The following is a 13,190-nucleotide window of genomic DNA, read 5'->3' as shown; positions in this document are numbered from 1 at the left end:
AACAAAGTTACGAAAATCACGGAGGTTTAGACCACGTATGGCCAATGAACAAAATGTATTGGGGAAGCCCCTAAAACTGTGTTGTCACAATGGTGGCTATACCCGCGAAGGGTTTTGCCATGTACCAGCCAGTGACTACGGCAGCCATAGTGTCTGTGCTGTGATGACCGATGCATTTTTACACTTCTCTCTATCCCGCGGCAACGACCTTATCAGTGCGCGACCGGAGTATTCTTTTCCGGGCCTGAAGGCAGGTGATAAATGGTGCCTGTGCGCGGCTCGCTGGCTTGAGGCAGAGCGTGCCGGTGTGGCACCACCTGTTATACTGGAAGCCTGCAATAAAGCGTGTCTTAACGTGGTAGACATTGAAATGTTGCGTCAATACGCCGTTTAATCCACTTCCCAGCTGGCAAGTTGTTGTTGCGTCTGCGCATCAAGGCGAGCTTTGTTTTGCTCAACCCACCAGCGTTCCATTATTCTCACGTTGGTCCGATTCGCCTTGTAGAAAATATCCACCAGGTCGCCGACAACGGGAATAAATCCCAGACCAAAGTCGACAAGGCAGTTGCGCACCATTTTCTTCAACAGGGGTTTAGGCACACCAATGCGTTTACCGAGTTGCACGATGCGAAACGCTACAAAAAGCATGATCGCATCACCCACTCCAGGGATAAGACCAATGAGAAAGTCCAGACCGACCTTTACGCCCAGTAAAGGAATACGAACGGCAGTATCTGTGATGTTGGCCAGGTATTGCGCCTTTAACAGTTCGTCGGGCGCGCGAAAAAGCTCCTCTTTCACTGTTCTGCGCCCAGACGTTTAGCTAACTGGTGGCGATGTTCTTCACCATGTTGCAATGCCCAGCCGTGCAGATTGTCCCTGACCAGATTAGTTAGCATATCCAGATGTTCTGCATCACTGTTTAATGCTTCAATGTACTCATAGCGCTCGCCACCAGCTTCCATAAAGTACTCGCGATTCTCTTCGCCTATTTCTTCTATGGTCTCAAGACAATCAGCAGAAAAGCCAGGGCATACCACCTGCACTGACTTAATGCCCTGCGAAGGCAAGCTTTTAAGTGTTTCATCGGTATAGGGTTTGAGCCATTCTTCGCGGCCAAAGCGCGACTGGAAAGACGTCATATACTCTGCTTCTGACAGGCCCAGCTTTGCTGCGATGAGGCGCGACGTTTTATGGCATTCGCAGTGGTAGGGGTCACCGTTTAATAGATAGCGTTTGGGGATACCGTGATAGGAAAACAGCAGTTTATCCGCTCGGCCATGTTTATCCCAATGAGCCTGAATCTTATTCGCCATTACGGTAATAAATTCAGGATTATCATGATAATGGCTGATAAAGCGAAAGTCCGGCAACCAGCGACGCTTGGTAAAAAGCGCTGATATTGCGTCAAAGGTGGAGCCGGTGGTCGAAGCGCAGTATTGCGGGTACATCGGCAGTACCAGCAGTTTTCTTACCCCCTGCTGTAACATGCTTTCAATGGTGTCAGCGATAGCTGGCTTGCCATAGCGCATGGCAAAATCGACTACCACATCGTCACCATACAGAGTTTTACAGCGTTCCCTGATCCCCTGCGCCTGATTTTTTGTGTGGGTCAACAGCGGCGAGCCTTCATCAGTCCATACAGTAGCATAGGCTTCAGCAGATCTGGCCGGGCGCACATTAAGAATAATCAGATTCAGAATGCACCACCATATCAGGCGCGGCACTTCGACCACCCTTGGGTCCGACAGAAATTCTTTCAGATAGGGACGAAGCGCCTGCTTAGTCGGCGCTTCAGGCGTACCTAAATTGGTAATAAGTACACCGATTTTATCTCGCTGACCGTGAGAGAAGCCTTTACTGCCAATGTATTTCATCGCGTTTCTCGTATTTTATGTGTGGCTGGCTATACGAAAACTCGTCCTGTTTGGACCTGTTGTTAGGCAAAGTTGGGCGATAAACCGCCCAACTCTGTTTGTTTCTATCCTAAGTAGGTTGCCGCACCTGGACCCACAGGCATACCCAGCAGGAATACCCAGATGTAGAACAATGCGGTCCAGCCAACGATGAACACCATACTATACGGCAACATGGTCGCAATCAGTGTGCCCATACCCAAATCTTTCTTATAACGCGTTGCAATCGCCAGGATCAGTCCAAAATAGCTCATCATTGGCGAGATGACGTTAGTGACTGAATCGCCAATACGATAGGCCGCCTGTATCACTTCTGGCGCGAAACCAATCAACATCAGCATGGGTACAAAGATAGGCGCCGTCACTGCCCACTGCGCTGACGCGCTGCCCAGTGAAAGGTTAACCAGACCACACATCAGAATAAACAGAATAAACACTTCAGGACCATCCAGACCCAGCGCCTGCAATAGGGCTGCGCCTTTTACAGCCAGTACCGTCCCCAGATTGGTCCATTTGAAGAAGGCAACGAACTGCGCAGCGAAGAACACTAGCGTGATGTAAAGTCCCATTGAACCCATGCTTTTGGACATCGCGTCGATAATGTCCCGGTCGTTTTTCATGGTGCCTGCGATGCGACCGTAAACAAAGCCTGGTATCGCGAATGAGATGAAGATAAACGCCACAATGCCTTTCAAAAACGGCGAGCCGGCAACTTCTCCGGTTTCAGGGTGACGCAAGATGCCGTTTTCTGGCACAACCGTAGCAGCCAGTACCAGACACACCAGCAGGAATGCCACACCTGCCCACGCCAGCGCTTTTTTCTCCTGGCTGGTAGGGGCTTCCATTTTCTGCTCACCCAGGTCGATAGATGCCTCGCTCGGGTCATATTTACCCAATCTTGGCTCGACAATCTTTTCAGTGACAAGGGCACCCATGAAGGACACCACAAACGTACTGATAAACATGAAGTACCAGTTCACTTCGGGCCCGACAACATAATCTGGGTCGATCATGTGGGCAGCGGCTTCAGTGATACCGGACAGTAACGGATCAACAGTTCCAAGTAACAGATTAGCGCTGTATCCACCAGACACACCGGCAAATGCGGCAGCCAGTCCTGCAAGTGGATGGCGTCCCAGAGAGTGGAAAATCATCGCAGCGAGCGGAATCAGTACCACGTAACCAAGTTCTGACGCCGTGTTGGAAACAATACCGGCGAACACGATAGTCACCGTTACTGCGCGCTTTGATGCGTTCATTACCAGTGCCCGCATGGCGGTTGAAAGCAGGCCTGAATGCTCTGCAACTGACACCCCAAGCAGGGCAACCAATACCGTTCCCAACGGTGCAAAGCCGGTGAAGTTGGTCACCAGACCAGTAACGATGCGCTGTAAGCCCTCAGCGCTCATCAGCGAAATAACTTCAATGCTACCATCTGCTTCACGTCCCGAAGAGCCCAGCGGACGAGGGTCGGCAACGCTGACGTCAAAGTAGCCTAAAATGCCACTCAATATGACAATGAAAAACGCCAGACTGGCGAATAAGGTAATGGGATGGGGAAGGAGATTTCCTAACCATTCTACGGTCGCAAGAAAGCGATTGAACAAACCACTTTGCGCGTTGTTACTCTGTGTGTTTTGAGTATCCTCTGCCAACAAAATACGTCCTCTTTCGCAGTGCTCTGCGGCACTTTCAATGTTGAAACTTTTAATAGCCCGCAATAGTACCGGAAAATTGCCATTAAAGGCAGTGTGAAAGGAATGACCATATTAAAACCAGCAAATATGCTAGCCGTTTTATACAAACACTCACTTCATCAATTCACATTTCATAAAGCGCACAACAGAGGGTAATGCCAACGCATTACCATTCAGCTCTTTATTGGTAGTCTGTGGCGAGAAATGCCTTGTGATAAAAAACCTCCCCTTGTGGAAGATCCCCTTCCAATAACAACGCTAGAAAGTACTCCTCTGGTACCCCCGAAAGAACTAACCCTTTCCTCGGTGCAAAGCCAAACCGATTATAAAACTTGGGGTCACCCAGCAAGACGCAACCTTTAGCCTCTATCTGTTTAAGCTGTTGGATAGCTGAGTTCATCAACTGTGAACCGATGCCGTTGCCTTGTCGCTCTGGAAGAACAGAAATTGGACCCAAGCCATACCAGTTGTTTGCACCATCTGATATCCGTACGGGAGAAAGCGCTACATGGCCGACAAGTAATCCATCCTCCTCTGCAACAAGAGATATCGTTAATGCGCCTAACCTTCTAAGTTCTCTGACAATAAACTGCTCGGTATGGTCTGCGTGTGGAGCTTTGAGGAATGCAGCAACGATGACATCGTGAATATGTACAATATCATCCGCCTGTTCTGACCGAATTCTGACACTCACTCAACCTCTCCATGCTTAGTCTCTTTACTCACTCTATTGCGTTGCGCCTCTATGCCCATGGACAACAGCAGTGGCTCACTTTCCTGCCTTGCAAGAAATGCCTGTTTACTGTTCAGTTCGTGCCATTGATGCGCAATAAGACATTGTGCCGTTGCGCCACCCAGCGTACTGCCTGGTCCAAGTGTAATCAGCATATCAGGGGCGAATTCTTTTAACGCAACCTCCACAGCTCTGCTGTAATCATAGGTATGTGTCACTTGCTCTCCCAACGTGTAGTCCCATAGAGCCTCGGGATCTGTGGCATAGGGTCGCCAGATATGCCCTCGCCCATCGATCATCGGTATTGTTGGAGGGTTGAATAACTGCGCAGATAGCTTTTGCTTGGCCTCAGCGCTGACCCTTTCCAGCAATGGTGTATGAAACGCAGCGTGATTAGGCAGTGAAAGAGGGTACCTTTCTTCAACAGGCTCAAGCTTATCTAGCAATAATTTTAAGCCGTCGTCCGAACCACCAATAACCCGGTATCCACCCAGGCGGATGGAGAGGAACACGCTGTCGGGAAATTGTTGATTGACTTGCTGCATGGCATTGTTGAGATGACTGGCACGGGCCTCACAATATCGCCAGTTCTCATCGACCACCGGATAAATCAATTGCCCACCGATAATACCTGACTGCATCATGCTGCCCATGGTGTCGACCAGTTCAATACCGTGCTGTGCCGATAACGCACCGGCCAGCGACAGCGTGGTATACCATCCCATTGAATTCCCGGTAATGGCAACGATATCGATAGATTCGGTTTCAATTGCGGCGAAATCATTTACTGAGCAGGCATAAATCAATGCCGACGCATGTTCACCTTTGGTGTGGATCGCAGGCTGGTAACGCTGTGATTGATCCAGCTCTATGACACCTGGCTTAGCCAGACGTTTACGATAATGTTCAATAGGTTCAATGCTATTCTCTGCAACACCGTAGCGATGCAGATAGCCAAGCTCTGGCGGATTATAGGTACCACGTCCGGGACATATCACCACGGCAGTTTTACGCACTTCACTCATTCGCTGCCTCCGCGCTATCCGTTACGAGCAGTGTCTGGGCAGCAGTAATGATTTGTTCGACGCTAGGTAGCACCGTATAACTGGCACTGCCCAGTGGTACAAAGCTGTCTTCAGCAGTCAGGCGAGCCGTTGCAAGTTGCCCTCCCTGCTGTTGCTGATACTCGCTCAGCATAGTCATCAGGGCCTCACTCAATGAGCCAGTATGACGACATTCATCAACCACCAAAACATGTGTGTGCGACTTTATGGCATCTAGAAGAGCGGCTTCGGGTAATGGCGCCAGCCATCTGATATCAATGACGCTGGCATTAATGCCTTTAGCTTGCAAACTACGCTGTGCTTTACAGCTGAGGTAGAAACCATTTCCATAGGTCAGAATACACAGATCCTTGCCATCTCCGTACTGCCCAAGTTCTCCCGGCATCAATATGTTTTCATCGGTATCTTTTGGATAATCAAACGCCCACATACCATCGCCTGTTTCATGTAAATCTCGCGTCATATAAAGGGCAATGGGTTCGATAAACACCACCACACGCTGCTGTTCGTCAGCCAGTTTCACCGCTCCACGTAGCATTTTTACCGCATCCGCACCGTTGGATGGACAGGCAATGACTATGCCGGGTATATCGCGAAACACAGCAAGGGAGTTGTCATTATGGAAATGCCCGCCAAAACCCTTTTGATAAGCCAAACCAGCGATACGTATCACCATGGGATTGCTAAACTGGCGATTGGAGAAAAATGACAGGGTGGCCGCCTCACCGCGGATTTGATCTTCCGCATTATGCACATAGGCCAGGAACTGAATTTCAGGAATAGGCAGGATGCCATTGTGAGCAAGACCTATTGCCAGCCCAAGAATCGACTGTTCATCCAAAAGGGTATTGATTACCCGGTGACTGCCAAACTTTTCAATTAGCTTACTAGTCACATTGTAAACACCACCCTTGCGGCCAATGTCTTCGCCGCACATAACGGTCCGCGGGTAGCGCTGCAGAATGTCAGCTAATGCCCAGTTAATTAGCTTCGCCATGTGCTGAGGCTTATCCAGATTGTGTTTATCGTGCGAAAACAGTTCGGCACGCTGTGCTGCTGTTGGCGATGCCTGCCGGCTGGAGGGCTGAGATTCAGGTAGCAAACTGGCTTTGACCTGTTCGGCGCTGGTCAGACGCGGACGACTGCCTGCAACCACCGCGACGCGTTCGATTTGTTGTTCAATGTCCAGATACAGTTTGGTGATTTGCGTCTCATCTAACACACTGTGCTCAAGCAACGTTCTGGCGCTATGTAGCAGCGGATCCTGCGCTTCGCAGCGTTCAATTTGGGCATTATCCCGATATACGAACTCTGCGTCTGACCCGGCATGGCCAAGCAATCTAACCGTCCGCATATGCAGAAATGCGGGTTTTCTGGTTTTACGCACGTAGTCAGCCGCCTCAGCCGCGGTGCGGTACGTGTCCAATAAATCCAGTCCGTCACAATAAAAGTATTTCAGTCCGGGACGATTTCTGAAATTAGCAGCAATCCAGCCGTCAGGCGTTGGGGTGGAAATGCCTAGTCCATTATCTTCACAGACCATTAATACCGGCATCGGAATGGATTGATAGCTCGTCCATGCTGCGGCATTGATTGCGCCCTGTGCAGTCGAGTGGTTTGCTGACGCATCACCGAAGTTACACAATACGATGCTATCGTCTGGTAATCTATCCTGAACCTCAAGCCTACGTGCCAATGCGATTGAATAGGCCGTGCCCATGGCTTTAGGCAGATGTGATGCGATAGTGCTGGTCTGTGGCGGCACGTTCAACGCTTTGCTACCCAGCACCTTGTGTCTGCCACCGCTGACAGGATCCTCGCTGCTTGCGGCAAAGCTTAATAACATATCGTAAAGTGGCGTCTGGCCATCCAGCTGCTTGCTTCTCTGCAGCATAAATGCGCCACTTCGATAGTGCAGGAACGCCATATCTGTTACGCGCAGCGCAGCGGCAATGGCTGCGTTGCCTTCGTGTCCGGCGCTGCCGATGGTGTAAAAACTTTGCCCTTGCTTTTGCATCAGCCGAGAGCGCAGGTCGAGATGGCGACTCATGACCTGGCTTTCAAACATATCACATAGCAGGGTATGACTGACGCCCGCGTCTGCTGGAGACAGCGGATGACTGGCAGCGGGAAATTGGCGACTCTTGATGGCAGTCAGAAACCGTTCTCTGACCAGACTGTTGCGATCCTGCATAAGGTTTCGTCGACCTCAATGTTGTTATTTTTTTAGGCAATGCCATCTTAGCGTGCAGTTCATGTTACTGCCAGGTCGATACTGCAGACATAAAAAAAGCGTCCAGAGGACGCTTTTTATTTAACTCGACTAATTGTCCAAGGGTGTCGCACCACTGGATTGTTTCATGAATCTGAAAAAGTCGCTGTTTGGCTCAATTACCAGCACGTCCTGTTTGGTATTGAAGCTGTTTTTGTAGGCATCCATACTGCGCAGGAATGAATAGAATTCAGGGCTTTGCGCATAGGTCTGGGCATAAATCTGTGCCGCCTGCGCATCCCCTTCACCGCGCAGTTTACGCGCATTCCTCTCAGCATCTGCCAACATAACCGTCACTTTGGCGTCTATATTCGCACGGATAACATCAGCCTGCTCACGTCCCTCAGAGCGGTGCTCACGAGCCACAGCAGCACGCTCTGCGCGCATACGATCAAAGATCGAATTACTGACCTCGGTAGGCAGGTTGATCTGCTTCACTCTGACGTCAACGATTTCGATTCCCAGCTCGTCTGAACTTCCTGATGCTTGCTGCAGCGCATCGTCCATCAGTGCAGACCGCTCGCCCGTCACGATTTGTGAAATGGTTCTGGTGCCGAATTCTGAACGAAGGCCGTTGTTCACTTTTTGCTTTAACAGCGCTTCTGCCTGCAAACGATTACCGCCTGTAGACAGATAGTAACGAGCGAAGTCATCGACTTTCCATTTCACATAGCTGTCGACAATAAGGTCTTTTTTCTCTGACGTTACGAAACGGTCTGGCGCATCGTCCAGGGTCTGGATACGCGCATCCAGATGCACTACCCGATCAATAAACGGCAGCTTGAAGTGCAAGCCCGGGTTGAACACAACGGTCTCGCCGGTGTCAGCGTCACGCTGAACCTTACCGAATTGTATAACAATGGCTTTGTTGCCTTCATTAACAACGAATACAGAACCGAAGCCCAGGACAACCAAGATCACAATCAATGCAATGGATAAATTCTTCATAGATTACTCCCGTCCTGATCTAAAGCGGTCACTGCTACGCACGTTATTGCTGTTAGTTGTCGAGTTAGCTGACGTTTCTTCTCGACCTCTTAACCCTTCCAACGTGTTGCGGCTGGCTGGCGGTAACGATGAACCCTGTTGTCTTTCCAGAATTTTGTCCAACGGTAGATACATCATGTTGCCACTACCTGCGTTATCCACCATGATTTTGCTGGTGCTGCTAAATACCTGCTCCATGGTTTCAATATAGATGCGCTGACGTGTGACATCGGGCGCAGCCTCATACTGCGGGAGTAGCTCAGCAAAACGTGCCACTTCACCCTGAGCCTCAAGGATCACTCGTTCTTTATAAGCTTGCGCCTCTTCACTCATACGATTCACCTGACCACGGGCGCGAGGCTCAATCTCACGCGCATAGGCTTCTGCTTCACGAATGAAACGCTGCTCATCCTCCTGAGCTGCAATAGCGTCGTCAAATGCCGCTTTAACTTCTTCTGGCGGACGAGCATCGCGGAAGTTGAGATCGATGATCTGTACGCCCATATCATAAGGCGTGATGATGCTTTCCATCTCTTCCCATACGCGCTGACGTGTGACTTCACGGCCACTAGTAAGCACATCGTCCATTCTAGAATGGCCGACGACATAACGGATCGCACTGTCTAATGCCTGACTCAAACTTTGCTCAGTATTCGTTACGGCGAACAGATACTTGTAAGGCTCTACCACGCGGTATTGCATCTCCATCTGTACGCGCACGACGTTCTCGTCTTCGGTCAGCATTGAACCCGCCGAAGACTGGTCGCGGATGGATTGCACATCAACTGGCAGCACCTTATCGATAAAGGTAGGTTTCCAGCGTAAGCCGGGGTCAACAAATTGATGGAACTCACCAAACCGCAGAACCACACCGCGTTCAGCTTCACGTACAGTGTAGAAACCACTTATCACCCAGATTACTATCAATAGTCCGGCAATAACACCGGCACCAATACCGCCGAATCCTTTGCCAGAGCCACCACTGCCTCCACCGGATTTGCTGAATTTTCCGAACAGGTTTTTAAAGATATCATCTAGGTCAGGCGGTCCCTGGTCGCGTCCACCGCGATTTTTCCACGGGTCGTTATTATTGCCACCCGGCTCATTCCAAGCCATTTGTCATACTCCGTAAAAATTAAATTTTATGATTACTAGTACTTATTATTTACGCTTTAGGATTGCTAGTCGGCGATGTCACATTGCGCACGCTCTCCACGCACGTTAGTGTCGCACAACATAATTTTCCAAGCTGCCATCCAGCTTTTTCTGTAAGCGGTACCAGTCGCTTTCTGGCATTCTAACATCAACGACCCAATCACCATCATCGGCATAATGCTGTGATGAGATGCAATCCAAGCCGTAGAGTACGCCGCGTAATTTGCCCTCTTTAGGCGGAATGCGCAACGTATGTTGGACCATTTTTCTCGTAAGACATTCAGTGAGGGCAGTTTGCAATAAATCAATGCCTAACTTTTCCTGCGCCGAGACCCATACGCGAACCGGCTCGCCCTCATCGTTGCGGTCGATGCGCGGTTGCATGCCCTCAAGTCTGTCTATTTTGTTACAAATTATAAGTTGCTGGATATCTCCCGCTTCGATTTCATCGAGCACTTCATTTACCTGAGCAGTATTTTCCCGATATTGATCATCCGAATAATCGATAACATGCAGCAGCAAATCAGCTTCCTGCGTCTCCTGCAATGTCGCTTTAAATGCGGCCACCAAATCGTGTGGGAGGTGCCTGATAAATCCCACCGTATCGGCCAATATTGCGGGCCCGACATCCTTCAGCATGATTTTACGCAAGGTCGGATCCAGCGTTGCAAATAACTGATCTGCCGCGTATACCTGCGCTTCAGTCAGCGTGTTGAACAATGTTGATTTACCCGCGTTGGTGTAGCCCACTAATGACACGGTGGGAACTTCATTGCGTTTTCTGGCCCGTCGACCCTGTTCGCGCTGTTTTCGGACCTTGTCGAGACGACGCAGAATCGCTTTGATACGGGCACGCAACAGCCGTCGGTCAGTTTCCAACTGCGTTTCACCCGGCCCACGCAGTCCAATGCCGCCTTTTTGTCTTTCAAGGTGGGTCCAGCCGCGTATCAGACGCGTCGATATGTGTCGTAGCTGCGCCAATTCGACCTGCAGCTTGCCTTCATGGGTACGGGCTCGCTGCGCAAAAATATCCAGTATCAGCCCGGTGCGATCGATAACCCTGCATTTACAAAGCGCCTCAAGATTGCGTTCCTGAGACGGGCTGAGTGCATGATTGAATATCACCACGTTGGCGCCAGTGGCCTTTACTGCATGGGCAATTTCTTCAGCTTTACCACTGCCTACAAAATATTTTGGATGCGGCGCGCTACGTGCACCTGTGACGATATCTACGGCATTAACACCCGCAGAGGACACCAGCATCTGGAGTTCGTGGAGGTCTTCTTTACTACTTTCGTCGGGGAAGTCTATATGAACGAGTACGGAGTGCTCGCCTGCTTCATAACGGTCAAACAAACAGCACTCCTGAATCTTTAGTCGGGTTGATTATTATCTGCATCTCCCTGATTTGTCGTGATATTAATGGCACGCGAGGGTACAACGGTTGAGATTGCGTGCTTATATACCATCTGGCTCACTGTATTTTTTAGCAGGATAACAAACTGGTCAAATGACTCGACCTGACCTTGCAGCTTGATCCCGTTAACCAGATAAATTGAGACTGGAATACGTTCTTTCCTTAACGCATTCAAAAATGGGTCTTGTAATGATTGCCCTTTAGCCATTTGAATTCCTTTGTTCTTATTATGTTTAGCACCACGCTCAGTCATAATACTATCATTGGCAATGCGCTGATAGCCAACGTCTAAAGTGTGACCACTGCCTGCACTTTAGTCAACTGATCTACGTCAAAAGTGTCAATCCAGTTCAAAGAAGGCCATCCACGTAACCAGGTCAGCTGTCTTTTGGCTAACTGGCGTGTCGCGATGATGCCTCTCTCACGCATTTCGGCGTAGTCCAGTTCACCGTCCAGATACTGCCACACCTGCCTGTAACCTACGCTGCGCATGGAGGGTAAATCCAAATGTAGATCGCCCCGCGCGCGCAGCCGCTGCACCTCTTCAATCAGTCCGTTTTCAAGCATTTGGTCAAACCTGAGCGCAATACGCTCGTGCAACACGGCTCTATCCTGAGGTGCTAACGCAAACTGGTGAAAAGTGTATGGCGCAGCACCGCTGTTTTGTTGCTGCCATTCACTGATGGGCTTACCCGACACGCGATAGACTTCCAGAGCACGCAAAATACGTTGCGGATCATTTTGGTGAATGCGCTGCGCGGCCTGTGGGTCAACGTCAGCTAATTGTTGATGGAGTGCCTGTAGTCCGTTCGCTTTCCATTCGGCATCTAACTGACGTCTGATATCAGGGTCTGATTTTGGCAGGGTTGATAAGCCCTCCACCAAAGCCTTGAAATACATCATGGTGCCACCGACTAGCAACGGTATACGACCAGCTTGACTAATTTCCTGCATATGCTGTAGCGCGTCACGCTGAAAGTCGGCCACCGAGTAACTTTCAGCAGGGTCGAGAATATCGATCAGGCGGTGTGGTGCACGACGTAGTTCTTCAGCGTCCGGCTTGGCGGTGCCAATGTCCATACCTTTATAAATCAGCGCCGAATCGACACTGACTATGTCACACGGCAAGGCTTCAACCAGCTTCATCGCCAGATCTGTTTTACCTGACGCAGTCGGTCCCATCAGTGAAATAGATACAGGAAGACTCATCGCATCATTTCACTAAACGGGTAGCACCAAATACAGAGGCATCTATCCACCCTCGGTTACGAGAGCCTTCGGCGGGCTCAATAGGGTGGGAGCCAACAAAATGCTCACGCACTTCACTGCCATCGTTATCGCAATAGCTGAGCATAAAGCCAAATTGATGATCTTTCTGTAAGGCCATTGCCTGCTTCGCAGCAGGAATATTCTCCCCCTGCTCGGGCACCAACTGTATACGTGCTTCCCAGGTAATGATATGCGGACTGGAAAGACTGCGCCGCCATGCCGTCTGCACATGGTCACTGAGTAAAATGGCGCGTTTATTGGTGTGTAGGTCTACCACCTGATTGTCCAGTGACACATGGTAGGCATAGGCAGAATGGTTATACTGATGGTCTCCGCCGCTGGCATCCGGGTCGACAAAAATTTCCAGACAATCATCGCTCCAGTATCCAACGAGTGGGTCCGGGTTATTGTCATAAAGAATGTCATCCTGAATTTCAGCCAGCAGATATAAACCTGCTTCGTTCCAGATCAGTTTATATCGACCGGAAAAGTCGTCGGTGTCAGGCCAGCTGCCGTCCCACAGCTGGTCCATTTTTTGCCAGTTCGCGCGGCTGAATAGCGATGCCTCTTCGATGCCATCGATTGCCGGACTAGCGCTGGTGTAAGGGACAAGATACTCAGCACTGACGCTGAAAGAAACCAGTATGTAACACGCAATAGATCGACACAGTGGAGACATC

General features: G+C 50.0%; 13 protein-coding genes. 1 reads left to right on the top strand and 12 read right to left on the bottom strand.

The features are described from left to right. Positions 1-37: 37 nt before the first annotated feature. A complete protein-coding gene (locus tag G441_RS0112675; RefSeq protein ID WP_026376700.1) occupies positions 38-394 on the top strand; it encodes a DUF2237 family protein in 357 nt (118 codons plus the stop codon). Here G441_RS0112675 and G441_RS0112670 read toward each other — a convergent pair. The 12 genes from G441_RS0112670 to G441_RS0112615 all read right to left on the bottom strand — a co-directional run bounded on the left by G441_RS0112670 (position 391) and on the right by G441_RS0112615 (position 13,189). Then, positions 391-801, bottom strand: coding sequence for a DUF4112 domain-containing protein (locus G441_RS0112670; protein WP_026376699.1), 411 nt, complete (start codon positions 799-801; stop codon positions 391-393). The genes G441_RS0112675 and G441_RS0112670 overlap by 4 nt on opposite strands. Further along, positions 798-1,877 carry a ferrochelatase gene (gene hemH / locus G441_RS0112665; protein WP_026376698.1) on the bottom strand — a complete coding sequence of 360 codons (1,080 nt, stop codon included), beginning with the start codon at positions 1,875-1,877 and terminating at the stop codon, positions 798-800. Before hemH ends, G441_RS0112670 begins: the two co-directional genes overlap by 4 nt. A 104-nt stretch (positions 1,878-1,981) precedes the next feature. Beyond that, positions 1,982-3,571 carry an AbgT family transporter gene (locus G441_RS0112660; protein ID WP_420806154.1) on the bottom strand — a complete coding sequence of 530 codons (1,590 nt, stop codon included), beginning with the start codon at positions 3,569-3,571 and terminating at the stop codon, positions 1,982-1,984. A 223-nt stretch (positions 3,572-3,794) separates the two neighbouring features. Continuing rightward, positions 3,795-4,307: a GNAT family N-acetyltransferase gene (locus G441_RS0112655; protein ID WP_026376696.1), complete on the bottom strand. Its 513-nt coding sequence runs from the start codon at positions 4,305-4,307 to the stop codon at positions 3,795-3,797. Further along, complete coding sequence (locus G441_RS0112650) at positions 4,304-5,371, bottom strand: ACP S-malonyltransferase (RefSeq protein WP_026376695.1); 1,068 nt, start codon at positions 5,369-5,371, stop codon at positions 4,304-4,306. Before G441_RS0112650 ends, G441_RS0112655 begins: the two co-directional genes overlap by 4 nt. After that, positions 5,364-7,604: a dehydrogenase E1 component subunit alpha/beta gene (locus tag G441_RS0112645; RefSeq protein WP_026376694.1), complete on the bottom strand. Its 2,241-nt coding sequence runs from the start codon at positions 7,602-7,604 to the stop codon at positions 5,364-5,366. Before G441_RS0112645 ends, G441_RS0112650 begins: the two co-directional genes overlap by 8 nt. Before the next feature lie 129 nt (positions 7,605-7,733). Then, a complete protein-coding gene (hflC, locus tag G441_RS0112640; RefSeq protein WP_026376693.1) occupies positions 7,734-8,630 on the bottom strand; it encodes a protease modulator HflC in 897 nt (298 codons plus the stop codon). Between the two features lie 3 nt (positions 8,631-8,633). Next, positions 8,634-9,785, bottom strand: coding sequence for an FtsH protease activity modulator HflK (gene hflK, locus G441_RS0112635; protein WP_026376692.1), 1,152 nt, complete (start codon positions 9,783-9,785; stop codon positions 8,634-8,636). A 105-nt stretch (positions 9,786-9,890) separates the two neighbouring features. Then, positions 9,891-11,180: a ribosome rescue GTPase HflX gene (gene hflX / locus G441_RS0112630; protein ID WP_026376691.1), complete on the bottom strand. Its 1,290-nt coding sequence runs from the start codon at positions 11,178-11,180 to the stop codon at positions 9,891-9,893. Between the two features lie 17 nt (positions 11,181-11,197). Continuing rightward, on the bottom strand, positions 11,198-11,449 hold the full coding sequence (gene hfq / locus G441_RS0112625; RefSeq protein WP_026376690.1) for an RNA chaperone Hfq: 252 nt from the start codon (positions 11,447-11,449) through the stop codon (positions 11,198-11,200). Between the two features lie 80 nt (positions 11,450-11,529). Next, complete coding sequence (miaA, locus tag G441_RS0112620; protein WP_026376689.1) at positions 11,530-12,450, bottom strand: tRNA (adenosine(37)-N6)-dimethylallyltransferase MiaA; 921 nt, start codon at positions 12,448-12,450, stop codon at positions 11,530-11,532. Between the two features lie 4 nt (positions 12,451-12,454). Beyond that, positions 12,455-13,189 carry a sugar-binding protein gene (locus G441_RS0112615; RefSeq protein WP_026376688.1) on the bottom strand — a complete coding sequence of 245 codons (735 nt, stop codon included), beginning with the start codon at positions 13,187-13,189 and terminating at the stop codon, positions 12,455-12,457. Position 13,190 lies beyond the last annotated feature (1 nt).

The sequence above is a fragment of the Aestuariibacter salexigens DSM 15300 genome (genome assembly GCF_000429145.1).
In the GTDB taxonomy this organism is placed as follows: domain Bacteria; phylum Pseudomonadota; class Gammaproteobacteria; order Enterobacterales; family Alteromonadaceae; genus Aestuariibacter; species Aestuariibacter salexigens.
This window is presented reverse-complemented; position numbering and strand designations above follow the sequence as displayed.

Excerpts from the sequence above, each read along its gene's own strand:
- G441_RS0112675 (WP_026376700.1), top strand. The coding sequence starts at position 38 with ATGGCCAATGAACAAAATGTATTGGGGAAGCCCCTAAAACTGTGTTGT.
- hemH (WP_026376698.1), bottom strand. The coding sequence starts at position 1,877 with ATGAAATACATTGGCAGTAAAGGCTTCTCTCACGGTCAGCGAGATAAA.
- G441_RS0112650 (WP_026376695.1), bottom strand. The coding sequence starts at position 5,371 with ATGAGTGAAGTGCGTAAAACTGCCGTGGTGATATGTCCCGGACGTGGT.
- G441_RS0112645 (WP_026376694.1), bottom strand. The coding sequence starts at position 7,604 with ATGCAGGATCGCAACAGTCTGGTCAGAGAACGGTTTCTGACTGCCATC.
- hflC (WP_026376693.1), bottom strand. The coding sequence starts at position 8,630 with ATGAAGAATTTATCCATTGCATTGATTGTGATCTTGGTTGTCCTGGGC.
- hflK (WP_026376692.1), bottom strand. The coding sequence starts at position 9,785 with ATGGCTTGGAATGAGCCGGGTGGCAATAATAACGACCCGTGGAAAAAT.
- hfq (WP_026376690.1), bottom strand. The coding sequence starts at position 11,449 with ATGGCTAAAGGGCAATCATTACAAGACCCATTTTTGAATGCGTTAAGG.
- miaA (WP_026376689.1), bottom strand. The coding sequence starts at position 12,450 with ATGAGTCTTCCTGTATCTATTTCACTGATGGGACCGACTGCGTCAGGT.
- G441_RS0112615 (WP_026376688.1), bottom strand. The coding sequence starts at position 13,189 with ATGTCTCCACTGTGTCGATCTATTGCGTGTTACATACTGGTTTCTTTC.